Below are 25401 nucleotides of genomic sequence, written 5' to 3'. Positions count from 1 at the left end.
AGGAATAAATGGCTGTTTCAGGAAATGCCTGGGTAATCCGCATTAATGCTATATGGTGCGGATATGGTAAAACGCACCAATTCCTACAAGAACTCCTTCGAAGACCCCGAAAGCCTGCCATCGCCTTATGATCGCGAGGAAGACCCGGACGACCTCTGGTTCCTGCCAGACCCTGAGTATGAACTCGACGGCCAGGAAACACCGTTGCCCAAGGCCAATGCGACCTCGTTGGTGCGGCCCGATGAGTGGATTGCCGCGCAGGGTAAACATGCCCCAGAACTGGCCCGCGCCGCCTTGGCGGTGGGGCAGTTGGACATGCTGGTGGCGCAGATCGGCCCGGGGGCGCTGGAAAGGCTGGCATTGCGCGAGGTCGAGGCGCTGGTCTGGGCCGCTGGCACGCCCGTTTCTGTCGAAGAGATCGGCCGCGATCAGTTGCAGGCCCGTGCCACGACCGATCTCGGCGCATTGCAGCAGACGCGGTGGGCGGTCAGACGGCTGATGGGGGAGGGGCCTGCTGAATATCTCAGAGCCTTTCTCGGACTGCATCGCGTAGAAACCTCGGATCTAGCCCATGGGCTACGCGCTCGGATCACTGGAGAGATGTTTGATGAGGCGGCCGCAGAGTTCCAGACAAGAGTCGCCGGCCTGACCGAGGCTCATGCATTCACCCGCGCAGCTTTCGCCCGGAACCTGTGGCGGCTGTCCGAGCTTTCTCTTGAAGAGGATCAAATCGAAGGACCGGTGTGGGCCGCACGGCTGATGGCGCAGGGTTGCCAGACCCTTACATTTGTGCCGCTCGGGCAGGGCGCGCGGCAAGTGCAAAGCGCCGGTGCCCGCCAACTCGGTGCTTACCTGAACGTCATCGAATCAGGTGCCACTGCCGCTCGGGTCGAGTTGCAGCGCCTCACGGTCTGGCGGGACCGCGCCAGGGAACACACCAATTTCATCAGAGGCAACAACCCGGCCCGCATTATCGACGCCCTCGTGGTCAAGCCGATGGCCACGACCGAGATGATAGAAAAGGCGGCAGGGGTTTCGCGCGACACAGCTGAAAGACTGTTGGCGCGCATGGCGGATATGGACCTGGCGCGCGAAGTTACCGGCGCAAGCAGATTCAGAATCTGGTCTGCGAAGATCTAGGCTCTGGTTCCAGTGAATTGGTTGAAATCTCCGGACCGGGCTGTTTCAAGTTCCCGAACGTCTCACATTGGTGCGGATCGGCGGCACTGCTTTGTGCAAGCGCTTGCGGCAGCGGGTTTTCGCGCAAATGTCCCGATCGCCCAATTCCCTTTCTCGATTCGGGCCGAATAGGGTCTACTTGTCCCACCATTTATTTCACATTTTATTCATTGAGGTTCTCCCATGCCCAGCAGGATTTCCTGGTCCAATTCCGTGGTAAGCGACGATGGAGCACGCGTGTCGGGGCGCGGCGATATCGTCATTGATACAGCCACCGGCGTCACCGCAACGCTCGACCCCGCCATGGGGGCCGCGGAGGCGCTGGCTCTTCAGGTTGCGGACCCGTCCGGGGTCGCGGTTCTGGCCATTTTTTCGAACATCATGGACGGGTCTGTTACGGTTGAAGGAACACTTGGCGCGGCAACGGCATTGACCGGGCCGCTTGTACTGTACGGCGCTGCTGTAAGCATGTTTGCCACCGACTTGACGACGCTGAGCGTGCAGAACAATCACGCCACAGAAGAAGCGACAGTCGAGATCCTGATCGGTCGCATAGTGGCGCCCTAAACCGAAATGAGGACGAGCCCGCCATTGAAACGGCGGGCTCCGTGTCTGCGCGATAGCGCAGGTTCGAGCGACGTATTTCCTGATGTCAGAGCCGTTTTTTAATGTCCGCCCTGGCCATCCCGATAATTTTGTCAAACTGGGCTCTTTGCGCTTCTTGCGTGCTACGCAGTTTGTTCATCGCGGCGACTGCTCTGCTGTGCAGGTCTTTCAACTCGTCAGTCTTGTTGACCGCGGCGACCACAAGATCCCTTTGCGCGCTGTCGATCGACTTTTCCAAATCCGCCATTGTGTCGTCAAAGCCCGCGCGGGACAGCTTGGCGAATGCGGTAAGCGCGCTGTCGATGTCCTTGAGCACCTCACCCTCCGGATCTTCGGCCTTGCGCGACACTTTCGTGCGCGGGACGGCACGGGAGGGCACCTCGATGATGGTGCCGACGGGCAGGCGTTCGATCTCGGCCAGGCGGGGGTTGGCGCGCATCAGGGCCACGCGGGCGGTGTCGCGTTGGCGTTCGGTCAGGCGGTTGAACGCCCGGTCCAAAAGCGCGTCGACCGATGTTTCGCCGTTGGTGGTGATAAATGGCATGACACCCTCCTATACACCGATGATGTTGAACTGGTTTTGCGGGGTTGGCACCGTGGACGGGGCTTGGATCGAGAGTGTCATGGTGTTGCCCAGCACAATGGCGGCTTCGGCGGCATTCGGAGACAGCACCATCGCGCGCCCGCCATCGAAACTGGAGCACCGGAGCCGGTTGTTGGTTACCGAAATCGTATTCCCGAAAACTCTTCCAATCGGCGGGAACGACACGTCCTGATTGAAGGCCGAGCAGACGTTTTCGGAAAAGAGGCAATGCGCGATCCGGTTGTCCTCCACGCGCACGATGGGCGAGCGGGACAACGCGCTGAGCATTTCATTGCCCCGCACGGTGACATCGCCGTCGCGCAGCGGCAGCAAGGCCACGTAGGAGTCGGTGAGCAGGACAGCAGTGTCATCGCCTGCACTGAAAACACTGGACGGCGCCGTATGCAGGCCGATGTCCACTGGTTCCGCACCGATGTCCACGGCGCGCCAATCCGCCAGCCCGTTGATCAGGTCGGGCGTCGATCGACGCAAGAGCGCGTTGTCGCTCAGCGCGATGTGATCGAAGGGGACCATGGCGCGAACTGCGGCAATGCGGTCGCCGCGCATCGGGCCGATGTCAATCAGCCTGTTATGCGCCATCCGCAACCTGCTGCATGCCCCGACGCGCAGCGCGGCTATGGAGGGCAGCCCAAAGGCGTCCGTCGCGACCTCGGCTACCGTGTTACCGATGACGTCCCCGTTCACGACGCGGATCAGTTGAATGGCGGCATAGGCGACCTGACCCTCCTGCGCTTGCAGACCGACCCGGCGGCAGATGTTTTCCGACAGGCGCAGATCTTGGGCGGCTGCCGATTGCGCCATCACGAATGCGCCGGTGCCGATATCTTCGATCAGGTTGCCGGTGACCGATGCCGAAAGAACCGGGTGGGTCACACGGATTGCGGTGCCGCCAAACTGGCGCAGATGGTTGTCCGCAACCCGCATATTGCCGGTTGGGCGAGGATCGAGGCCCTGGCCAAGAACGATCCCGTCGCTGAACAGTCCGTCGTCGCCGGTCAAGGAATTGCCCCGCGCCGACAGATTGTCGACGCCCGAAAACAGGCCGACGTTTTCGGAGGTAATGACATTGTTGTCGACATCGACCGTGCCGCCCGGGAAAGACGCGCCGCTGAGCGAAATGCCAGATTCGGGGTTGGCCAACAGCAGGTTTTCGGCCAGCCGCAGGGTGCCGAAATGCAGGCAGGCATCGCCCATCGACACGCCCGCTCGCTCTGCCACCAGAACATTGCCGGAGATGTCCACTTCGGCGGACAGCAGATAGGTTTCCGCGTTCAGTGACGGCCCCTGGATCGCGACCTGCGCGGCCAGCACGCATTCGCGGATGCGGGTGCGCAGATGCAGCCCCGACAGGCGGATCGCCGAGGCCGGGCGGTCCGGTACCGGCACAGCGAGAACGTTCAGCCGCAAGCAATTCAGATCTGTGATGTTGCTGGTGTCGATCATCGCAGTGACGCTGTCGCTGTCTCCGACGCCCATGATCGTGAAGTTTTCCAGCGTCAGACCGATCCCGCCCTGCGTGGTGATGATCGGGCCAGGCTGCGACCCGGTCAGCAGGGTGCGCCATCCCTGGCCACGGATCTTGAGCGATTGCGGGTTGGTGATGTTCAGCGGTGTAGAGATGTCATAGCTGCCGATTTCGAGGCAGATGGTGCCGCCTACGTCCTGAATCTGATCAATCGCCTGTTGGATTGTTGCGGTTCCGGCATTGTGCTCTTCGGCGGTCACGCAGACGGTGCAGTCACAGCTGTCGCCACCTTCGTGAATCGGGGGCCAGAGCGTCCGGCAGTCGATCTCGTTTTCGGGGAAATCTACGATGGCCAGCCGCGCGTAATGGCGGTGAATGCCCAGCGGGGGTGCCTCGTCGAGGATTTCGATGCTTGCATCCGCAGTCCGGGCGGCAAAAACCCAGTGATCGCCGGTGTGGAATTCACCGCCCGCCGGGTCGAGGTTGAAATCCACCAGAATGCCATGTTCGAGAAAGACCTGCGTTCCCGCGACGGGGATCTGAATTCCGGCTGCGCCCGTGGTGTCGAGGTTCTGGATCGTGTTGCCCGCGGCCGAGCGGACAGCACCGGTTTGGTCCCACCGGCGCACGCGGGTGTTGCGGTTTGCATTGGTCTGTTGCTGCGCATTGGTCGGAAACATGCCGTTCGGCAGCGCCGTTTCGAACGTCAATGTGCGTGCCGTCCGGTCCACGCCTCCGGCGGGGGCGATACGACGCAATTCGCCCGGTTCGTTGTGAAGTTCGCGCCAGTCGTCGGTGACCTCGACCCAGTCGCCGTCCTGAAAGCCGAGCACGTCGTCGCGGCCCAGGCTTTCAACCGTGATCCGGTCGCGTGCGCCGTTGATATGGGTCACACGGCTGGCGACCGAGCCGTTTTCACGCGACCATTTGAACGAGGCCGTGCCAAACGGCCCGCCCCGGTGCACCTCGACCCGGTACAGTTGGTTCTCGAGGCCCAAGTACCCCGCCGCCGGCGGCACCTCGCACGGGTTCGGGTCATCGCCGGGGTCGCCGGTTGCGGTGCCCAACCGTCCGGCCGAGGGGGCAATCACCTCTGGCCAGCCCGGGATATCCTCGTCGGGTGTCGTGCAGGTCACGGAATCGTCGATGTTTTCATGCAACTGGACCTGCCAGACCGTTTGCAGCCGACCCGTGGTGTCCACGCCCACCGCCGGTTCGATCAAGGTGGGGTCTTCGATCGGTGATACTTCGCGTTGCCATACGACGACATAGGCCAGGTGTCGTCCCGAGGTGGGCAAATCCGGTGCGTTCGGGAAATAGGGTTGTTGGTCAAAAGGAACCGGGCCGGTGCCCGTCTCTTCGGCCAAAAGCGAATCCCACGCGGCGGGTTGCATCCCGTGGTTCTCGGCCAGGATGCCGTCGACATACATGCGTCCGGCGCCGATGGTCATTTCGCCACCGGCCACATTGATCAGGAACCCGTCCGGCGTGATGCGCGGCACGACCGAGCCGTTGAATGTGTCCAGCGTGCCGGCCTGAATGCGTCGCGACAACTCTGCGACCCATTCATTCCAGTCGGAATCGAGCTGGACGCGGCCCTGTTGCATAATGACGCCTAGAAAATCCTGCCGAGGATTGAAGCGGACGCGGCTGAGATCAAACGTCATGGGTCCCTCCTATGATTCATAAAAAATGCCGGAATCAAGCCCGACGCGTGTGTATTCGCGAAGGCGGATGTTCAGATTGATTTCGCGCTGGGTCGCGTAGAGCATGTGGGTGGCGCCCATCTCGCTGCCGTCGTCGGCACCGTTGCGAATGGCCATGGGTGTTCCGTCCGTCAGCTGCCCGTATGCGGCAGTGCCATAGCGGCGCGAGGTGAAATCCGGGGCCACGAACGGCGCGCCGGTTTCCGGCTGACACTCGAAACGCTGGGGTACAATTGCCGATAACGGCAGCCACGAAAACCGCACGCAGCCCTGTTGCTTGCGTTCGGCCCGCACCGGAACACGCCAGGTGTCAGGATCGGCGAGTGCCGCAAGAAGAATGCTGTTGGACACCAGGGGCATCTCGCGCGCGTGGACTTTGCCGATGACCGTGCAGGCCTCGAGCGTCACCGCGGCGCCCGGGCTTTCGCCATCCATGGCGGCCAGCGCAACGCGCTCGGGGTCGGTGCCGTCGATTATGCTATCGCGGGCGATGATGTCCGCGCGCAGGTCGCTCAGGACCGTGCCAACGATGCTGCGTTCGATGCGGATGTCCACGCCGCTCAGCGCCACGGACAGAGACGCCGCATCGGGTTGTACGGGCAGCCCGTCGGGCGACAGGGTGATCCCGGGGACAAGGGTGCAGTGCACCAGCGCGATGCGTTCCAGCGCATTGCCCCCTGCATCGGGCACCTCGAGCGGGGCCCCGGCGATCAGGCATCCGTTCAGAACAAATCCCGCGCCTTCCGCACCGGTGACGGTAAAACCAGCCAGATCGAGGAAGGGGCGGTGCCCGTCCGCTGCACGAATTTCAATCGTTTCGTTTTCGCCGATGTCGACAGTCAGTGTTTCGGGATAGGTGCTGCTGTCGGTGATTTCGACCACCCCGGCGCCGCCAAGCGCGGTCAGGGCGGCGGCGATCGTAGTCTCGTCATCCGGCACCCTGACGCGTGTGGTTGTGTCCGCGGGTTCGGGCAGGCTCTCCCCGCGCCCGTACTCGCCACCGCCGATTTCGAGCGCCGCACCCTCTTGCCAGCGCACCCGCACGGTTGCCGGGTCGGGTGCGTCCCCTGGCAATGCGATGCGGCCCAGCACTGGGTCCACGGCCAGAAACCCGTCGGGTGGCGGGGTGTGCGCCCAGGTTGGCCCATCGTCACTGAGGTTGCAGATGCGGATACGGTCGCGTTCGAACACCGTGTTGTCGACCGTCATTTGCAAGGCGGGCAACGGGTTGTCGATCTCGGCACCTGCCGTGGGCCGCACACCGTAGTGCAGCGCGAGTTGTCGCGACAGGCGCCTGCGCGAGAGGGGCAGCGGCACATTCTCGGGACCGGCGAGATGGCTGACCTCGCGCTCGACCAGCGGCCGGTTGTAGATCGGCATATCGTGGTTCAGTGGGCTGATCCGGTACAGCCGGACATCGGCTTGGGCGGCTTGCGTGTCGCGATGTGGATAGGCGCGGATGCGCCAGAGATGCACACCGACATTGGGGATGTTGTGACGTCCGCCGCCCGATGCGATGTGGCGCACGTCCACTGTCCGGTTGGCGGTTTCGAAAGCGGTGCCAATCCATTCCAGCGCCAGCCGCTGCCGCATGTCCGGGGCTTGCACGGCCTGTGGGCGGATGTGTTTCATATATTGCGTCCAGCACAGGCGCTGGAAATACTCGACGGCCTTGGCATCCCAACCGGTTACGTCACGGGCGAGTTGTTCAAGCACCAGCGCAGTGCCCTTGCGTCGCCTCAGCGCGATGGTATGGGCCACCTCTGCCCGGGGGCTTGCGACCTCGGGCACCACGGAATGCAGGCTTTCGTACCCGATGAGATCGCCGATATACGGCACCACCCAGTCCGCGCAGGTTTCGATAAACAGATCGTCATGCGTCTGGTTCAGGCTTTCCGCCATAACGGCGATTTCTTGCGCAAAAACGTCGATGAGCTCTTCGAGAGGGCCACGGTCAAGCCCGGCCTCTTCGGCCAGACGCGCATCACGGATCCGGTGGACCGCGGGCAGAAGGTTAAAGAGATCTTGGGCAGCAAAGCTCATGGCAGGACCTTCAGATCAAGGGGGGCATCGGCTAATGTCAACAGTTCGGCGGTCTTTGGCAGACCCAGCCGGGTGGCCACCGGCAAATGTGCAAAAAGTCGCGGATTGTAGGCGGCGGGCGTACCATCGCGATAAAGATGCGTGATGTGCACCGCCTCGACACCTGCCACGGATTGGGCGACGGCGGCCACCTCGTCGATTGACACCATCTGACCAAACCGACGCGCAGCAAAGGCAAAGGCCGCGCGCAGGGCAACCTCGACATCGGCCAATACTGGATCGGTTTCGAAATCCGTCAGAACCTTGACCGAGGCCCGCAGACGGAATGGCATGTCCACGTAGTTCACGATGCGGATTGGCACCAACGGATCGCCGTAGTCGCGCAAGGCCCGGTTGAGGCTGTTGTATGTTTTGGATGTCTCGGGCACCTCGGCCCCATCGACGCCGGCAATGGTCAAAAAGACACCGCGCGCGCGACCGTGAGGAATCCAGATCGCATGCGCCTTGTCAATCCCGGCAAAGGCGCGGGTAAGGTTTTCGTAATCCGCAATCGACACCGCGCGATCCAGCGTCAGCGTGGTCAGGGGCGCGTTTTCGCGGGCGTTTGCGAGCGGCTCGGCATCCTCGCCACCGGTTGCGGGCGACGGATTGACAGCCTCGGCCACGCCCAGCGGGCGGCTGAGCAGCGTGGTGATCTTGCCGGCGTCCACGTTGCCACCCACACCCAGCCCTTTGCGAAACCGGGCGCGTACATTGGTCGAGCCACTGGGCAGACGCGCGCCCTCGATGCCGTCCCCGAACTGGGTCCAGGTGGTGGCATCTTCGGTCTGAAATGCCGTGTAAGCGCGCGCATCCGGTTCTGCCTTGTACAGCGACGGCACCTCTTGCCAAGCGACGTCTTCTACGCGCACCTCAAGGGTCGGGGCCCGGCCCGACGGCGTGCTGGCCGCTACATAGGTGAGGGGCGATTGGTTCAACGCGAAAGCCTGGTTCGGAGTCCCCGCGTCGCCATCACCCAGGATCATCTCGAATGTCTCGCCATGCGTCGCGGGGGCGACGTTGGCATTCACCACCGTCGAGGCCCGCTCGTAGACGTTCTTCATCGCCTCGAGCAGCTGCAATTGCGTGGTGTCGCGCCCGAGGTCGATGGCATCCAAGGTGCCTTTGACAAAGACGATCTCTTGCACCACCGGGTCATCATCGTTGCTGGGACTCAGCGCATAGCTGTCGGCCGTAGCCACAAGCGACCCAACCCGTCCATCCCGGTCCATCAAACGCAGGTGCAGCAATGTGGACGTGCCGGTGTTTGCAACAAACGCGGGGCCGTCCAGGGTGGACGGGTTGGCGCCGGTCGTCTCCGCCGGGGCCATCATGGCCAGCCGGTCGCCTTCGGACAGCTGGGTTGCGGTCCCGTCATCCAGTAACAGCACCAATCCTTCGACGCCCAGCCCGATCTGGATCATCTGACGCTTGCCGGTGAGGGCGAGGGGCTGTCCGGGCACAAGGTCGGTTTCGCGACGGCCAAGGGTCAGGCGGTCTCCGTGCACAGGGTGCGCGAGCGGGGTCCGGGCGGTTGGCAGGTGCTCGGACTGGCACAGCACCAGCGCATTGCGGCGTTGGAAGGTGCCGTTGTTCAGGTTTTCGGTCGTGTACGGAATGATTTCGGTGACCTTGCCGGCAACACCGAAGCCCGACATGCTGCGATGCGCCACGGCCTTGGCCCGGTAGAGTTCGGTATATCCCGGCAGATCGGCCGAACCAAAGCTCGTTACGTTCGACACGAGCGCGACCCAGCTGTTGGCGATGACCTTCCTGTTTTGCGGGTCAATCGCGATGGTGTCCGAGATGCCGAAGTTCTTCCAGCTCCAGCTGCCCGCGGCAGGGGTGTTGATCAGATGCCCGTAGTTGGAATCGTCATTGCCCAAAAGGTTCGGGTCGGGTGCATTGCTGCCAAAGAACGACGCGCGTGCACGGAAGGCATGGACCTGCACGCCCGTATCAGCGGGCATCATCGGGGGATAGGTGCTGCCAAGCCCGTCCGCCCAGACAACTCGCGTGCGACCGTTGTCCAGGTCCGGTTCGACTGACCGCAGCACGCGCACGTCCCAGCGCTCGCTGCCCGGTTCGCTACGGCGCGCGTCGCCCACCAGCAGGATCGCATCGCCCGGTTCGAGCCCGGTTGCCACGCCTTCGAGCCAAAGCTCGGTGTCGCCAAATTCAGGCACCCACGGCAGCGTCCGCTGAATCGGAATGGCGTTCCATGCGGCCCGCGCGGGTGCCGGCGCCACCGTTTCAAAGACTTGCGCCTCTTCGTCCTGGCCGGGCACGCTCTGGACCTTGGTGCCGACCGGGATCGTGATCGGGTCCGATGGGGCCCCCGGCAGATCCTGCAAGGTAAAGGCCAGATGCGTCGCCGCCGCGACTCCGGGCGCGGGCTGGTAGCCAATCAGGCGCGCCATTTCGATAACGGACAGCCGTTCCGTCGCGGTGCGCAGGTAATGTTGGTTGGCAAAGCGCTCATTATAGAACGACAGGACGTCAAGGCTGACGGCAAGCCCATCCATTAGCGCGAGGCTTGCATCGTCGGGCTCGCGCGTGGTGAGCGCCTGGAGCGCGGGGTACTCTGTGCTTGAAAGCCGCGCCTTCAGGCTCTCCATAAATGCGCCATGCCGCCCGGCGCGGTAGGTGATCTGATCCAGCCCCGGCGGGTTACGCAAGCGCATCGGTGTTTCAAGATTGATCCCGGCGCAGCATCCGCATGTGCAGTCAGGTCCGCAGCTCATCTACTTCCCTCCCACAAGGTTCAACCGCAGCACGCCGTGTTCCGGGAAATTGCGGTTGTTGGCAAGCCGGGCGATTTCCAGCTCGCCCAGGGTCATGTAGCCATCGGTCAGCGGAGCCGGGTCGAACTGGCCCTGCCGGTGAAAGCGCGTGATCTGCACTGACGTAACGCCCGGCACTTTGCGTGCCGCAGCATAGACCGGGCTGAGATAGACCGTCTGGCCAAAGCTGAAATTGTCCGGATGAAAGAGCCCGCGTTGCCCGTCCGCTCGCAACGTGCTGCCCAGAACTTCCAGGAGCCCCGCCCGGACATCCGCGGCGAAATAGCTGGAATCGACGCAAACCAGCAGATCAAGTTCCAGCGAGATATAGACCGGGTCATTGATCCGCAGATCGTGGCCAGCCATCCGAAACCGTTCGAGGTGATCGACCACGGCCTCGGCATAGGTAGCATCGACGGGCGCCTCGTTCTCGCGGTCGACGGTCACAAAGACCGTATGCCACGACCCGGTCCAGCGCAGCCCGGCGGCGGCGTTCTGTACGTCCGGCAGGCGTTCTGTCATTGCTTCGTAATCGGCGGGGGTCACGGCCCGTTCCTGGGTGCGGTAGGCCACCGGCGCGCGCCGACGCAATTCTGCCGCCGTTTCGGGTTCGGTCCCGCCAAACGCTGGCATCGGGTTGTTTACCGCCAGAATGCGCCCGTCTGCGGTCAGCGCATGCGCGATGCTGTCGGCACCCACGTTGCCCTCCGCGCCGTTACCGACGCGGTAGGTTGCCAAAAAGGCTGTGCCGCTGTCGGGGCGCTGGCCGTGGGTGTCGTCGCCAAAACGCACGCGGGCGCTGCTATCGTATTCGGTTTCGAGCACGAAATGCGGATCCGTACCGCGCGAGTTCAACAAATCAAGCTCGGCGGTCCAGTTGTCGACCCCGGCGGCGAGCGTTACCGCGGGCACGGCGTCTCCGGTATTCCAGATCATCGCGGCGCGGGCCGATGCTTCGGGGTTAAAGGGCACACGCTCGCTGCGGCGCACTCCGTCCTGTACGATACTGCGCAGTACGGTGCCTTGCTGGGTGACCGGACTCTGATCCAGAAGGGGATGAAACCGGGCGGGGATGGGCTCGGGTTCGGCCCTGTCGCACGAGGTGTCGTCGTTGGGCGGATAATGCAAGAGGGGGGGTGGTACCGCCCCCAGGTCTTCGCCCGCAATCGTCTCGCCGTGATCCACCAGCACGATGTTGCCAAGCGCGATCGAGACATCTTCGACCGGGGTTTCGCCGTGCGTCTCATCCGTGATCGAGGACAGGCACAGCGCGAAGGGCAGGGCGTCTTCGGTGCCCCATTCGATCTGGGTGATCTGTTCGGTGTTCAGCGGATCCTCGAGTGGTTGAGGGCCATCGAAGGCGGTCACCGAGGTCAACCGTACCGCGTGACGGTGGCGGGGATCAGCATCCTCTGGTGCGCCCGTGAGTGGTCCCAACTGTTCTCGGAACACCAGCACATCACCCGCGGCAAGGTCGGGCCAGTGGCCCGCCAGCGTCGCGCGCGTGGCGCCGATCGGCAGGCAGCATTCGGCGTCGCCCCAAGTGTAGAACAAAAAGTCGTTGTGATCCGCAAAGAGGGTGGGGCGGTGGATCGGTTCGAACACGACCGGGGCCCCGTCGCGCAAGAGACGCGCCTCGGGACTGTGCGGGGTGACGCGGTTCGGAACGCCGCCAACACGGGTCAAAAAGCGGATGCTGTCCGGCAGATCAAATCCCGGAGCACCCACCCTGACATGCAACCAGGTGCGCGCGTTGCAGCCGTCATGCATGCGGTAGTCGACCAGCAGGCCGTGACGCCGCAGGCTGGTGCGCTGGCGCGCTGTGCGCATGTAGGCTTCGGTTGCAATCGCATCCAGTTCATAGTGTTGAAGATCGCCCACATAGGCGATCAACTCGGCCAGCGTATGAACAATGTCGGCGGGGCTCAGATGCCCCTGCCATGCGGGCATGTTCTGGCGCAGGCGGTCGAGGACAAGGCGGCGCAGGCTTTCGTAATCGCGCGCCAGATAGCTGATGTTCGGATCGGGATGGGGAACCGGAGGACAATCCAGATCGGGCTTGCAATCCAGATCGTTCGGGCATTCCACTTTGAAAGAAAAGTCGATGGTCGCGAGCATCGGGTCGATGCCGGGCGGCGGGGCATCATCGTTGACATCCTGTACCAGATGCAGGCGGTAGGTTGAAAAGTCGCCGTTTGTGTCCGTGCGGATGACCAGGACGTGATCCGCCTCGTCAAGCGCCTGATAATAGTCACGCTCGGCATTTCCCAAGCTGCCGGGCGGTGTGTCGGCGGGCGCGACCCACAGCACGCCAACGTCACGGATCCGTTCGCCGCCATCAATGAATATATTGGTGGGCGACAGCCCTGCCGGTACCGGCTTCAGCAATCGCACCAGCAACGTTTGCTGACGGGGGGCGCCATCGGGTGCGTCAAGATCGAGGACTTCGATCCAGTCTATACCATTTAGGGTGGGGTGCCCGTCGACCGAGTTGCGGCGGTTCTGGTCACAGCAATGATAGATCATGCGTTCAGCCCCCGCTCGAAAGTTTCGGTTTCGACAAGGCCGGTGCGCAGGATCGTGTAGGTCACCCGCACGGTCAGCGTTGCCTCAACGGCGGTGACCTCGACGTTGTTGGTCGTCACGATGTCTGACAGCCATTGTTGCAGCGCGCCCTGCACCAGGAACTGCACCGTGCCAGCAAGCTCCGGGCTGTTCGGAGCAAACACCAGTTCGGCAAGTCCGCTGCCCAGGGTCGGACGCATCACCCGCTCGCCCGGTGCCGTGAACAGTACCTGTTCCACAAGCCCGCGCACCCAAGTGTCTTCGTCCACATCGCGGGTGCGGCCAGAACCGTCGAAGCGATAGGGAATGGTGGCGCGGGCGGTCATGACATCAACTCCCGATGACGCGTGTTTGGGCCGCCGAGGGGATCAGCGGTGTGCCGTTCGGGACGCACACCGCCTGGCTGTCCATCAGGACGACCGGCTGGCCGTTTGAAAAAACCCGGGTTGCGGCGACAACCCAGTTCGCGGTCACACAGGGCATCGGCGCGCCCGAGACGTTTAAGGGGCATCCCGCCACAACCCAGGGCATGGGCATCACGGTTGTGGGTTGCCCCGACACCATCACCCGCGGGTTCGGAGCGGTCGGTGTTGCCGTGCCGCCGTGTGCGCACATGACTGTCGCACCGAGATGCAGCAGGGGTCCGGGCATTTTCGCGCTCCTTTTCTTGTTGGGTCAGACAACCGTTAGCGCACCGTTGTTGACCGTGACCGTGGGGCCGACGAGGGTGACCATCGCGCCCTTGCCGTTCTGGATGTAAATGCCGGTGTCGTTGACGATCAGCGTTGCGCCTGTCGCGCTCTTGAGCATGATCCCCCCCGTCGGACCGGGCAGATCGGAAATGGTGATCCCGTTTTGCAGCGGCGTCTGCATGGTGATCGCGGGCATCCCTGGCGGGGTCGCAAGCGACAGGGCAGGCACCTCTGCGGCCGAACCCCAGAAACAGCCCGCCCAGATCGGGTGTTCGGGATTGCCCTGTTCAAACTCGACCCACACACCCGACCCGATGATGGGCAGGGCCATCATGCCGTTCTGAATTCCCGCAACCGGTACACAGGGCATCGCCCAGGTGGTCGGCGCCAGCCCGGCTACATCCGGCACCTGCACCTGCAGGCGGCCCTGTTGCATTGGGTCGATGTTGTTGAGGACCATGCCTCGGTATTTGCCGTAGAATTTTTCGCTCATGCTGGAACCTTTGGGGTGATGGAAATCAGACCGTTCCGCGTCAGTGCGAAATCCTGGCTGAACATGCCGCGTTTCAGTTTCGACGTGACCCGGGATACGTAATAGAGCCCGTCATAAACCACCCCGGCGCCCCGCACCCCGACCAGGCGGCGCGCCTTGAGGATGTCGCCATAGCGCAGCACGTCCAGAGTGCCGCTGGCGGTCACGCTGTCCTGGCTGGTCTTGGCCTCGGCCAGGCCGCGCGAGATTGCCTGCATCGGGTTCATCCGGGCCGTGTCCTTGAGAACCTTGAGGTTGGCGATGGGTGTGGGCAATGCGGCAAGCGGCGGCTGCAACGGGTTCAGGTTTGGGATCGGGATCGGAATCGGCACCCGGGTCTGCGGGTTCTGGACCAGGACAACCGGCAGCACGCCTTTGGTCGGATCGAATGAGAAACTCATGTTTTCGACGTTGGTAAAGGCGTCCATGTCGATGTTGAGTGCCCTCTGCGCCGGCCCGATTTTCACCTCGGGGCCGAAATAGGCGATGTTGGTTCCCGGCGCCTCGCCCGGTTCGATGTAAAAGACATAGCCGACCTGGCGGGCAAGCTCGCGGATATAGTCGAGGTCGGTGCCCTGATGTGCGGGAATGCGGTCGATCGGGATGGGCACGTCCACGAACAGTTCGGGGATGGGCACCGGGATCATGCCGAAGGCCGCGTATTTCGAGATGATGAGCGCCACACGGGCCGCGATTGGCATGGCAGGGTAAGGCAGGCCGGAAAAGTCGATCAGGTCCATGACCTTGGCCAGATCATCGCCGGTGACGGTGACCATACCGGGTTGGCCCTGTTCACCGGGCTGTACTTCGACATTGCTGACCACCCCATCGAAAATGGGCCGCGCCCTACCGTTCAGCGTGATTGTAAACAAGGCGCGCAGCGGGGGCGTGCCAACGGAGGTGTTCTGTCCCGCGGCGATCAGGAGGATGGTGTTCAAATCGGATTTGCTGTGGATCTTGAACCGCATCTGAAAGCCGCTGGGCTGGCCCGCCTGATGGGTTACCGTGACATCCTCAAGCGCCTCGATCATGAATTTCGGAACCGGGAGGGGAACGACCGGCCCGATCTTCAGTGAGAGATGCAGAGGGTTGCCCATCGGTTACGCCTTATCCTCCGCTTGGCAGGGTCAGCTTGATGCGCCCGCCTACGGTTTCGGTCAGCGTGTCGGGGCGCAACACCCCGTTGGCATCGCATAGCTGCCAGTACCTTTGCGGGTCGCCGATGAACTGGGCGGCCAGATTATCCAGCCGATCGCCCACCGAAACGCGGTATTCTCCGGTCTGCTCAAAGCTTTCGACTGGCGGCAAAAAGCGGCGCCGCACATATGGGACGGCGCGTCCGTCCGGACGGGTCCATTGCGCGACATCCAGACCGTGATAGCGGCTGTCCGGCGGGAACGAAGGCGTCGTGATCGCCATAGATTGCATGAACGCCTTCACGGGATCCGTGCTCATGTCACGCCTCCTATGCCGAGGGTTTCAAAACCGAAGGTCGCGGCCTTGGAGGCCAGCTTTTCGCGTGCCTCAAGGTAAGCCATGAAGAGCCCGCCGCCTTTGCTGTCATAGCCAAGGTCGTCGACCGTCAGGACGCGAAAGCCGATGGTGACCTTGGCGCGGATCGGGTTGAGTTGCGGGTCATACGCCTCTTCGTTCACCGAAAATTCGGTGACGTTGCCGGGCACAATCCGGTTTGGACCCCACACCAAAAGTTGCAGGTCGCCCTCGACCGGCGCGATTTCCAGCGTGCCGGCATTGGCCAGCTGTTCATAGGCGCGCAGATCGGCGACTTTGGGGTTCACCAGGCTTTCGAGCACGGCGATTTCGGGCGCGATGCCCGCGGCCACAGTGGCGCTGTGCTGATCGGGGAACTCGAGCTTGTCGGCGGCATCGATGTCAGCCTCGATCGAATAGGTTTCGACGGCGGGACCTGTCAGGCGCAGCGCCTCGGCATGGTCAGCCCCCTCGACCATGCGCTTGACCTGAAAGGTACGGGACATCTTTTCGGGGTTGTATTGCAGCGCCACAACCTTGCGCACCGCAGCCGTCTGCGGGTCAACCAGAACGATGCCGCCTTTGACCAGCTTGGGGGATGTCGACAACCCGCTCATTCGATGGCCTCGTTTTCGGTGAACGTTAGGGTGATCTCGGTGGGCGCGGAGATGTCGATTGTGAAGGTGCCTAAATCGCCCGGCGCCACCGGCACACCACCCACCGTGACCTCGCTAAGCGATGCACCTTGTGCACCAAACGCGCGGACGGCGTATACGCCGCCAGCCAGACGATAGCGCCCGCGCTGCAGCCTGAGCGTCTGCGGGGCGGCCTGACACATCCAGTCTCCGACATTCAACCGCTTGGTCCCATCAGCCTGATAAGGCAGTGCCGCAACAACCTCTGTCTCAAGTCCCTCCAGGGCTACCGGGTCGAGCGAGACCTGTGCACCCGCAAATGCCCCCGTGCAGGCAAGGGTGCAAAGCACGCCTGCGGGCAGCGTCACGTCGATCTGGTTTGCCATGGGGGCGGCGGCCACAAGGATACCGTGCTTGAACGTATGGACCACGATCTGCTGACATTCCTCTGCCTCGTCGATCTGCCAGGTGCCGACCGCATCAGTCACCGTCTCGGTGATGACCTTGCCGGTCGCGTCAAGGCACTGAACCCGTGCCGCTTCGGGCGCGTCCGGATAGCGGATGATGCCGTCGAGATGTGTCATGTGATATGCGTGTGTGAAATGTATTGTGCGTGAAGCAGGTCACGCAGATCGGTCGGCAGCCCCGATGTCGGCCCCGACGTTCCAACCGTGTATCCGATGCCGCCAACCGTCGCGGTGCTGCCAGACCGCGTCACCACCGTGCTGGCGCTGTAGCGCACGACGTAGACGGCGTGGTCACGCTGGACGAGGTAGGTGGCGAAATGCGCCGTGAACGTTGCTCTGGTCGACCCCGTAACGCTTGCCAGAGCGCGTGCGGCGAAAGGCCCGATACTGGCACCGCCTGGCGCGTCGAAAATCGTTGTGGAACTGCTGTCGCGCAGGTTGATCGCCCCGGATTCGTAAAACGGGTCCGTCGGACCGGAATCGACGGCCCAATTCGGGGCACTTGGATCGGTCGTGAATGGCAACGTTCCGCTGGTGGTCGCGATGGACCCCGATTGCCGTGTCACTCCGGTTGGCGAGGTCACCGTCAACTCAAACCAGACGAATTGCAGCCACTGGTGTTCCGCTGACATATCGCCGCTGTATTCGATCGAAATAACGTTCGGAAGCCTGGTTCCGCTTGGAAGTTCGACCTCTTCTCCGGTGCGGACATCGACGGTCCCGATGGGCTGGCTGGGATCGTAGGGTATTGGCCCGGCAACATCGCCGGTATGCTGCGACGTGCCTCTGGATACGATCCTTTCGCACTGCGCCTGCCAGGTTGGTCCCCAATCGCGAAAGCCCGAGCCTGCAAGCACGTTGCCCGCAAGCACTGTGTCGGCGGCGGCGTTGGCCTTGGCTTCCGAGCGCGCATTGACCGGGGCAACCCCCGTCCGATTGTCGCCGCTGTGCCTGTTATGAGCGACGTGAGCCAGTTCGTGAGCGATTGTACGTTTGCCTTCGGTGGTGGTCGGGCTGTAGCGTCCGGGTGCAAAATAGACGTCCTTGCCGATGGTGACCGCCTTGGCACCAAGTCCCTCGGCCAGATCACCGGCCCGCTTATCGGTAAAGATGCGGACATCCGAAAAGCTTTGCCTGTATCCCCGTTCCATCGACTTGCGGGTGCCGTGGTCAAGGCTGCGCCCACCGGTAGGGGCGGCGAAGAGCATCTTGGGCTTTTTCCCTTTTGCGCCTTTTGCGATCGGTGTTTTCGCGGCTTTGCTTGCTGATTTGCCGGGCGAGGTTACGGAGGCCGGTTTGGGCGTTGATGCAGTGGTCATGTGTTGCTCCTCCCCTTGGCAGGTGCCTGACTGAGAACTGCCTGGGTTATGGCTCGACCCAATCCGGCCGATCCGGACGATGCCGGAACGCGCCCCGCATCCAGATGCGCCCGCGACGGCGTGCCATGCAACTTGTCAAGCGCCGTTCCGTTTCGGGACGTCTCTCGCGAAAGCGCGGCGCGCAGTGCCTCGGTCACGTCGTGCCCCGCCACGCCCTCGGGCAGAACCAGCCGATCAATATGAACAGTCAATTTGGTCATAGCCACCCCCGCGTCTCTGCTTCAGACAGCGCCGTGTCGCGTTTCATTGCGTCCAGATGCGCGGCGCGGAACAGGTGCGCCATGCTGAGCGGCGCGCCTGCCTCGGCGGCCAGAAAGGCCGCGTTCAGCGCAATATTGCGGATCACCCCGCCTGGCACCGACAGCCGGGCCAACATCTGCAGATCAATGTCAGCGGCCTGCGGCAGTGCCTGGGGCAGGACGGCCCGCCAGATGCGCGCGCGTTCCTGTGCGTCCGGGAACGGGAACTGCACCACAAAACGCAAACGGCGCAAAAACGCAGGGTCCAGTGCGGATTTGTGGTTGGTCGTCAGAACCGCCAGACCGGTGTAATCCTCGATCCGGCTCAGCAGGTAACTGACGCCGATATTGGCGTAGCGGTCGTGACTGTCCTTGACTTCGGAGCGTCTGCCAAAGAGCGCATCGGCTTCGTCGAACAACAGCACCGCACCGGTTTGCTGACCGATATCAAACACACGGCGCAGATTTTTCTCGGTCTCGCCGATGTACTTGTCCACGACTGCGGACAGATCGACACGGAAAAGGTCGCGGTCCTGATCGCGGGCGATGACTTCGGCCGCCAGCGATTTGCCGGTGCCGCTGCCGCCCCAGAACAGTGCCGCGATCCCGCGCCCGCCGGCGGACCTGGCGGCAAAGCCCCACTCCTCGAACACCTGTGTCTGGAACCTCAGATGGGTCGACATCTGTTCCAGCACCCGCAATTGCGCCTCGGGCAGGATCAGATCGCTCCATTCGGCACGCGGATCAATCCTGCGCATCAAGGCAGAGGGGCCATTGTCGTTCAGCGCGGTTTGCACAGACAACTCGTGCCGTGCATCGCTCGCTCTGCCATGCACGAGATGCACGGCGACCCGTGCGATCTGGCGCGCGCTCAACCGGTGCCGGTTGCCGATGTCGTCGATCCAGCGCTGATGGGTAAGCGCCTGTGCTCCAAGGGCCGTGTTCCAGAGCGCGCGTTGCCCGGGTGCATCGGGGCGCTCGATGCGAAGATGCAGTGCGGGGCGAGTGCCACGATGTGTGCGCCCGTTGCGGATCATGACAGGCGCCTGTAGCCGCGCGGCCAGATCGTCGGTGAACGCACAGGTGCCATCCAGCACGAACATCGCGCCACTCAGAACACTCTCGCGGTCCAGCTTGATGGCGAGCGCATCGCGCTCATGCGGATCGGCGGGTATCGCGTCGGACAGAACCGACCATCCCGCAAGATCCAGATCGGCAGCAATGGCCGCTGCCACATCCTCCTGTGCCTCGGCATCGTCGCCAGACAGCAGGACGATCGGGTGCTCGGCGCGTTCAGCGACAAGGAAGGTAACCGCCTGCTGCACGGTTTCGCGGTGTGCCTGTGCCATCAGCCGGGGCGCAGCCAGGGCAGAAACGGCCGGGCGCAACCAGGCGTCCAACTCGTCGATGCCCGCAATGTAGTGCAGGACGCGTTCGTCCAGATGCAGCGGCGCCACGGTCAGGGCATCGCCGATTTCGGGCATCACCAGGCGCCAGTACCGCAGCGGCCTGGACGGCACCGTGGCGCTCCAATGCGGGTCAGGCAGGACCGCCATCGCCTGCTCAAAACAGACGCTTCGTTGGCCAAACTCTGCGTCCCAGGCAGCAGCCAGCGCAGGTTCCAGGGCGATCCCCGCCAACAGCAAGAGCAGATCGCGTTCAAAGTCTGACAGACCAAAAGACATAGCCAGTCGGTCGATGGCGGCGGGAGGCTGGATTGCGGGTGCAGGGTCTGGCGCGCCCGTGTCTTCGATACATGCCTTCAGCCGCGCGAATTCGACGCTTAAATTGGCCTGGTTGGCCTCCACCCAGAGGGTGGGTTCGGTATGCCGCGGCGCGTTCATGTTACCGTCACCGTTTGCGGCAAGAACACCGGCGGGGTTGCTGCGCGGTCGATGATGGGGCTGTCGATGCCATCTATGCGCAAGCGGATAAGGTGGTCACCCAGAGGGGCGTCCTCGGCGATAAAGTCCAGGCTTGCAACGGGCGGGACAAACGCCTGAGGCACAATCTCTTGCTGACCAAAGAACAGCGTCGCGCGCTGACCCGGGCGCAGTACTGGCGTAAAGTCGATGGTCATCGTCACGTCGCCGTTGCCGTCGCGGGGAATGGTCTGGGGCAGGTTGATGATGTCGGGCGCGACGACGGCGCCCAGTTGATTGGTCTCGCGTTGGATGGTTTCGCCGGGCGGAGTCACGCGGGCGGATACATTATAGACGCCTACCGGAAAGTCCGCCGCCCGCGCGGGTGGGACCACAAGTGTAATTGCATCCGGCGCACTCGCACCGGTCGCGGCGATCACTTCGTCGATGAGGAACTTGTCATTAACGAGGCGCACCTCGCGGCTTGTGCCGTTCAGGTGATGCCCGTTCAACGCGACGTCGGCACCAAGGGAGATCACCGGCTGCGCATCGGCGGGCTCGACCGTTTCCAGGGTGGGCAGGGGCGGGATGAGGCTGGGCGTCACAACAACCCCGCGATCCCGCCCGCTGATCGGATCGACTTCGCCCCGGCTCAGCACCGGGAGTGGCGCGTTGGTCGGGGACGTGGCCTCGATCAGAACGACAGAGACTTCGTAGGCTGCGGTGGGTCTCATGCTGGACTGCGTTGCGGTCCACAGCTTGGACATCTCTTCGGCGTCGAGATAGTGCGGCGTGATTCGCAATTGTTCGAACTGGTCCTCGAGCCCGGATTCCGACAAGGCGCGCAAGGCAGGAGGCAGGTCAGCGCCAATCGCCGGAGATGGCGTCAGCGAGGTGCGCACCATTTCTCGGGTGATGATCGGGAATTCGTGCATCAACTGCATGGCGTAGCCCAGCAGGATCTCGGCGTGCAGATCGCTACCGCTGTAGGCCGAGATGATATAGTGCAGGTTCAGGGCGAGGGGCGGGTTGGTCAACCGGTGGCCACCGGTGGAATCATGCGAGGGCAGCCCCATCTGCGACCAGCCCGTGTTTGGCGTGACCTTGTAGAGATAGAGGTTCAACTGGCTTTCTTCTGCCGCGTCCGCGGCAACCACCCGGTCGGGCGCTGCGACGCTGACGGTGACAGAGGTGGACAGAATGCCCGCGACGTTGTGGTTGACCATCCCGTCGTTCAGCCGGTCGCGCAGAACATGTGTCACGCCAGCAAGGGCCAGAGCGGTGCTCATGGCGCCACCCCGCTGCGTTTTGCCAGATACGCTTCAAGCGACAACTGGGGCGTGCGCCGGGCGCGGCGCGGTGCCGGTGCGGGCGCGGGGTCCGCAACCGAGGTGACTTCGACCCGACCGATATGCACGTGCACTTCGGGATCTTGCGGATGCCGTCGGGTTTGCTGGGGCGGAACGGACTGCGATGACATAGATATTGGTGACGGGTCGGTTCGGACGGCAAAGGTTTCGGAGCTTGCCTCGACGGCTTGGGGGACGAGCGGTTCAGGAAAGTCACCGGTCCGAGGTGCCTCGGGCGATTGCCTCAGCTCTTGCTGAAGCGCGTTTTGGGCGGGTTCGGGCGCGGATGCTGGCTGCGCGGAATCAGAGTTGCGTCGGGGCGCTGTGATTGCAGGTGCCGGGGCCTCCGCAGGTGCAGCCCGATTCACGGCCTCGGTAAGCGTGGGGGCCTGCGTCGCATGCTCTGGCACCAGTACATCCATGCGTGTCGGTGGTTCGAAGCGATTTCCAGTCCTTGGTTCTGCCTGGCTGACGAGGGAGGGCGGAGTTGTTGTTTGCTCCGGCGCTCTCGAAGCTTGCTCAGCCGGTGCATCTTCCGGCATGTTCGTATCTGCTGTTTGAGGGGCAAAGACGTGACCCGAAGCCGTCTGCGCAGGCAGCGCGGCAGCGGGCTCGGGCCGCGTCGCGGTATCGACCGGAACATCGGCAAAGGGCAGTTGCAAGGACGAGCGCAGGTGTACCTGTCCCGGCCCCGCCGCCTGCCGTACGATCCTGTCGAAGAATCCGCTCATGTGCCCAACCTCGCCAGGTAAGCCGCGCGCCGTGTATCGCTCAGCGCAAGGATCGCCTGTTCCGACCAGCCATAAGCGCTGGCCAATTGGTGCACACGGTCCAGCAACTGGCGGGCAACGATCTCGAGCTCTTGCCAAAGCAGATCACCGATATCGAGCGGAACGTTATGCGCCGTGGCGCAAGCCGGGCATTGCGCCTCAAAATTCAGGTCGGCCCAAGGATCGGCGGCATCCATCGCCTCGCCCACCCGATCCATCAGCTGATCCAGGGCCTCTCCCTGCGGAAGCGTTTCCAGGCTTTCGGCGCATGCAAGAAACAGAGTGTGCGCGGCCAGCTCAGGATCGGCAAACGACACGAGATTGGCAAGGTCACGGCTGTTGGCCAGACGGAAGGCATGGCCTTCGACCACAATGCGGGACCCGCCGGGGCCGGTGTCAGGCAGATCCGACACGCCGAACTCCATGCTCATTCTGTCGCCGCAGGCGGAGCAATCCAGCCACAGCGACAGATGATCACCGAACCGGGCCCGGCGCAGTTGCATCAGATGCCAATTGCGCTGTCCTAGAGGCATCTCGGCAAGGGGCCCCGCCACATCGGCCAGTGACAACATCGCCAAGGCACGATCAATCGGGTGCCGCGAAACACCGGCCTCCCAGAGTTCGAGCAACTTGGATGCAGAAAACGTGGTCATTGGCCTAGGCCGGTTCGTTAAAACTCGGCTCCGTTGGTTCGGTTACGTCGTAATCGCGTTCCCAGCCTTCGTTTTCGAGTTTCAACGTCTGGATCGCGACCGCGTTGGCGTTGCCATCCAGGTCAGGCAATGCCTGAAACTCGGAGACCCAGCAGCGAAAGACCTTGTAGGCGAGGGCCAGTTGCCCGGCCTCGTTGTACACCTCGATGATAATGTCTTTGCGGAAATCCTTCAGTGACACCTCGGCACCCAAGCCGGACCCGAAATTCCAAACCTTGTTTGTCCAAAGCTCGAACTCGGTGTCATGGGTGACGCCACGCTCTAGTGTGATCGCCTCGTAGCTGGTGCGCCCGGGCGACTTGCGGTTCAGCGACGGATCGCCCCCCTCTCGGTGTTCAATCGGCTCGGTCGAGCGCTTGAGCGCGCTCACCTTGCTGATCCCGGCGACAAATCGCCCGTCCCACTTTACCCGGAACTTGAAATTCTTATACGGGTCAAAGCGCTCCGCATTCACGCCAAATTGGGCCATGGCAGCCTCCCTTAAACGTCAATATCACCAGCGATCTGCTGGATTTTCAAAACGACAAACTCGGCCGGCTTCAGCGGCGCAAATCCCACGACTATGTTCACGATCCCCCGGTCAATGTCGTTCTGGGTGGTCGTCTCGCGGTCGCATTTCACGAAATAGGCATCCCGCGCACTGGACCCCTGAAAGGCGCCCTGTTTGAACAGGTTCTGCATGAAAGCACCGATGTTCAGCCGGATCTGCGCCCAAAGCGGTTCATCGTTTGGCTCGAACACCACCCACTGCGTGCCCCGGTAAAGGCTTTCTTCGAGGAACAGCGCCAGACGGCGGACGGGGACGTATTTCCACTCCGATCCGAGCAGATCAGCGCCTGCCATGGTGCGCGAGCCCCACAAAAGGTGCCCCGCAACGGGAAAACTGCGCAGACAGTTTAGGCCCACCTGGTTCAACACACCGTTCTGCGCGTCCGTCATCGTGTAGGTGAACCCCTTGATTCCGGAGAACGACGCATCAAGCCCCGCCGGGGCTTTCCAAACCCCGCGCTGCACATCGGTTCGCGCAATGATCCCGGCCACTGCACCACAGGGGGCGAAGTTGGCCAGCCGGTTTTCGGCCAGCGGATCGGGCATTGTAAGGCGCGGAAAGACCATCATTGCGTTGATTGCAAAGGCGTTGCCGATAGTGCCGCGATAGCTGTTGACCCCGGCCTCGGCATTGCTGATCTCACTGGCCGGCGTGGCGGTCCACGCGGCGGGTGGATCGACGATCAGCATCGCGCGCCGCTCTTGGCAGTAGGCCGCCGCATCGTCCCAGGATGTTTCCAGCACATCGGTCGTGTCGGTCAGCGGCGGGATGCAAAGGAGGTTGAACAGGTCCGCGTCCTCAAGCGCGTACATGCCCGTCCGGTTGGCACGGGTGCCCACCACATCCGCATCGACGATGTCGCCGCCATCGGATGGCGTGCCCGCTGCTGTAACAGTCGCCGCATTGGGACGTTCATTTGCAGGAGCGGAAACGTTGACGCTGACCAAGGCCGAGGTTTCGTTGACTACGCTGTCAACATAGCGCGGACTGAGCGGGTCTGCCGACACATTGCGGAAGAGTTCGCTGGAGACGACGGTTGTGCTGCCCACGGCCTCAAGCTCTTCGACCAGCAGGTTGAACTGATCCGTATCAGTGGGGTCCGCGGTGTTGTGGTCAACCGTCGCCTGCAATCGCTCGCCCCACAGACCAGGGCTGGCCGCGATCAGACCGAGGTTGCCCGTCGCCGTCGCAAGGGTGATCGTCGCGCTGTCTGTGGCCTCGTCGCCATTATGCACCCGTACGATCAACGCATCCGCGCCGCCGTGCTGAAAGAACTGGCTGACCGCGTAACTCATCCGGCTCTGTTGCCAGAGCCCCCCGAAAAGCCGCGAATACTCTGCAAAACTCTGTACCCGGACCGGGGTATCGACCGGCCCGCGCGGGGCTCGCCCAACAAAAGCGGTGATAGAGGTCGCAACCCCCGTGATCGTTCGGACACCGCTGGGAACTTCTTCGATATATACGCCGGGATAGGTCAAGACGGCGGGCATGGGCGCACCTCCTCAAATAGATCGGACCGAATCAAAAATTGCAATGAATTAACTAACGGTAAGTCAGGATCGCCGAACCGCCCCAGCAATAAATTCAATTATACGTTGAACCGGCGGCAACACGCCGATGGGGCGCCGACGCTGCAAAGCAGCATTCACAGCGCTTCTGCGGCGGATCGGTTGCCTAGGTTCTGGACCCATTAATTTGGTTGCCGTCATCTCGGCTGCGTGATTCAAGCCCC

The 25401-nt window shown here is 62.8% G+C and carries 22 protein-coding genes; 2 read left to right on the top strand and 20 right to left on the bottom strand.

Annotation, left to right across the window (positions count from 1 at the left end):
• Positions 1–63: 63 nt before the first annotated feature.
• Together Q5Y75_RS27060 and Q5Y75_RS27055 are read left to right on the top strand one after the other, a co-directional pair.
• On the top strand, positions 64–1140 hold the full coding sequence (locus Q5Y75_RS27060) for a helix-turn-helix domain-containing protein (RefSeq protein ID WP_306203375.1): 1077 nt from the start codon (positions 64–66) through the stop codon (positions 1138–1140).
• Between the two features lie 222 nt (positions 1141–1362).
• Positions 1363–1746 (top strand): hypothetical protein, encoded by a 384-nt coding sequence (locus tag Q5Y75_RS27055; RefSeq protein ID WP_306203374.1) that lies wholly within the window; start codon positions 1363–1365, stop codon positions 1744–1746.
• Between the two features lie 85 nt (positions 1747–1831).
• Here Q5Y75_RS27055 and Q5Y75_RS27050 read toward each other — a convergent pair whose 3' ends face one another.
• Genes Q5Y75_RS27050 through Q5Y75_RS26955 form a run of 20 tightly spaced genes read right to left on the bottom strand, consistent with a single transcriptional unit; the run spans position 1832 to position 25159 of the window.
• Positions 1832–2329, bottom strand: coding sequence for a tail protein X (locus Q5Y75_RS27050; protein WP_306203373.1), 498 nt, complete (start codon positions 2327–2329; stop codon positions 1832–1834).
• Between the two features lie 9 nt (positions 2330–2338).
• Entirely contained in the window at positions 2339–5521 is a 3183-nt protein-coding gene (locus Q5Y75_RS27045; protein WP_306203371.1) for a DUF6519 domain-containing protein, read from the bottom strand.
• Positions 5522–5530: 9 nt separating this feature from the next.
• Positions 5531–7603: a hypothetical protein gene (locus Q5Y75_RS27040; RefSeq protein WP_306203370.1), complete on the bottom strand. Its 2073-nt coding sequence runs from the start codon at positions 7601–7603 to the stop codon at positions 5531–5533.
• The gene (locus Q5Y75_RS27035; RefSeq protein WP_306203369.1) at positions 7600–10386 is read right to left on the bottom strand and encodes a putative baseplate assembly protein; all 2787 of its coding nucleotides are present in this window, start codon (positions 10384–10386) and stop codon (positions 7600–7602) included. The genes Q5Y75_RS27040 and Q5Y75_RS27035 overlap by 4 nt, the downstream gene beginning before the upstream one ends.
• Complete coding sequence (locus tag Q5Y75_RS27030; protein ID WP_306203368.1) at positions 10387–12951, bottom strand: putative baseplate assembly protein; 2565 nt, start codon at positions 12949–12951, stop codon at positions 10387–10389.
• The gene (locus Q5Y75_RS27025; RefSeq protein WP_306203367.1) at positions 12948–13316 is read right to left on the bottom strand and encodes a GPW/gp25 family protein; all 369 of its coding nucleotides are present in this window, start codon (positions 13314–13316) and stop codon (positions 12948–12950) included. The genes Q5Y75_RS27030 and Q5Y75_RS27025 overlap by 4 nt, the downstream gene beginning before the upstream one ends.
• Positions 13317–13320: 4 nt before the next feature.
• Complete coding sequence (locus Q5Y75_RS27020) at positions 13321–13641, bottom strand: hypothetical protein (RefSeq protein ID WP_306203366.1); 321 nt, start codon at positions 13639–13641, stop codon at positions 13321–13323.
• A gap of 24 nt (positions 13642–13665) precedes the next feature.
• Entirely contained in the window at positions 13666–14175 is a 510-nt protein-coding gene (locus tag Q5Y75_RS27015; RefSeq protein ID WP_306203365.1) for a phage baseplate assembly protein V, read from the bottom strand.
• Positions 14172–15311, bottom strand: a complete 1140-nt coding sequence (locus Q5Y75_RS27010; protein ID WP_306203364.1) for a hypothetical protein — start codon at positions 15309–15311, stop codon at positions 14172–14174. The genes Q5Y75_RS27015 and Q5Y75_RS27010 overlap by 4 nt, the downstream gene beginning before the upstream one ends.
• Positions 15312–15321: 10 nt before the next feature.
• Positions 15322–15669, bottom strand: a complete 348-nt coding sequence (locus tag Q5Y75_RS27005; protein WP_306203363.1) for a hypothetical protein — start codon at positions 15667–15669, stop codon at positions 15322–15324.
• Complete coding sequence (locus Q5Y75_RS27000) at positions 15666–16322, bottom strand: hypothetical protein (RefSeq protein WP_306203362.1); 657 nt, start codon at positions 16320–16322, stop codon at positions 15666–15668. Before Q5Y75_RS27000 ends, Q5Y75_RS27005 begins: the two co-directional genes overlap by 4 nt.
• Complete coding sequence (locus Q5Y75_RS26995) at positions 16319–16924, bottom strand: hypothetical protein (RefSeq protein ID WP_306203361.1); 606 nt, start codon at positions 16922–16924, stop codon at positions 16319–16321. The genes Q5Y75_RS27000 and Q5Y75_RS26995 overlap by 4 nt, the downstream gene beginning before the upstream one ends.
• The gene (locus tag Q5Y75_RS26990; protein ID WP_306203360.1) at positions 16921–18126 is read right to left on the bottom strand and encodes an eCIS core domain-containing protein; all 1206 of its coding nucleotides are present in this window, start codon (positions 18124–18126) and stop codon (positions 16921–16923) included. The genes Q5Y75_RS26995 and Q5Y75_RS26990 overlap by 4 nt, the downstream gene beginning before the upstream one ends.
• Positions 18123–18386, bottom strand: a complete 264-nt coding sequence (locus tag Q5Y75_RS26985; protein ID WP_306203358.1) for a hypothetical protein — start codon at positions 18384–18386, stop codon at positions 18123–18125. Before Q5Y75_RS26985 ends, Q5Y75_RS26990 begins: the two co-directional genes overlap by 4 nt.
• Positions 18383–20269 carry an ATP-binding protein gene (locus Q5Y75_RS26980; protein WP_306203357.1) on the bottom strand — a complete coding sequence of 629 codons (1887 nt, stop codon included), beginning with the start codon at positions 20267–20269 and terminating at the stop codon, positions 18383–18385. The genes Q5Y75_RS26985 and Q5Y75_RS26980 overlap by 4 nt, the downstream gene beginning before the upstream one ends.
• A complete protein-coding gene (locus Q5Y75_RS26975; RefSeq protein WP_306203356.1) occupies positions 20266–21576 on the bottom strand; it encodes a Pvc16 family protein in 1311 nt (436 codons plus the stop codon). The genes Q5Y75_RS26980 and Q5Y75_RS26975 overlap by 4 nt, the downstream gene beginning before the upstream one ends.
• Positions 21573–22367, bottom strand: coding sequence for a hypothetical protein (locus Q5Y75_RS26970; protein WP_306203355.1), 795 nt, complete (start codon positions 22365–22367; stop codon positions 21573–21575). Before Q5Y75_RS26970 ends, Q5Y75_RS26975 begins: the two co-directional genes overlap by 4 nt.
• The gene (locus tag Q5Y75_RS26965) at positions 22364–23059 is read right to left on the bottom strand and encodes a hypothetical protein (protein WP_306203354.1); all 696 of its coding nucleotides are present in this window, start codon (positions 23057–23059) and stop codon (positions 22364–22366) included. The genes Q5Y75_RS26970 and Q5Y75_RS26965 overlap by 4 nt, the downstream gene beginning before the upstream one ends.
• A gap of 4 nt (positions 23060–23063) precedes the next feature.
• Complete coding sequence (locus tag Q5Y75_RS26960) at positions 23064–23588, bottom strand: phage tail protein (RefSeq protein WP_306203353.1); 525 nt, start codon at positions 23586–23588, stop codon at positions 23064–23066.
• A gap of 11 nt (positions 23589–23599) precedes the next feature.
• On the bottom strand, positions 23600–25159 hold the full coding sequence (locus Q5Y75_RS26955; RefSeq protein WP_306203352.1) for a phage tail sheath family protein: 1560 nt from the start codon (positions 25157–25159) through the stop codon (positions 23600–23602).
• Between the last annotated feature and the right edge of the window lie 242 nt (positions 25160–25401).

The organism is Ruegeria discodermiae (assembly GCF_030758345.1).
Lineage (GTDB): Bacteria > Pseudomonadota > Alphaproteobacteria > Rhodobacterales > Rhodobacteraceae > Ruegeria_C.
Note: the sequence above shows the minus strand (reverse complement) of the source record. Positions and strands in the feature narration are given on the sequence as shown.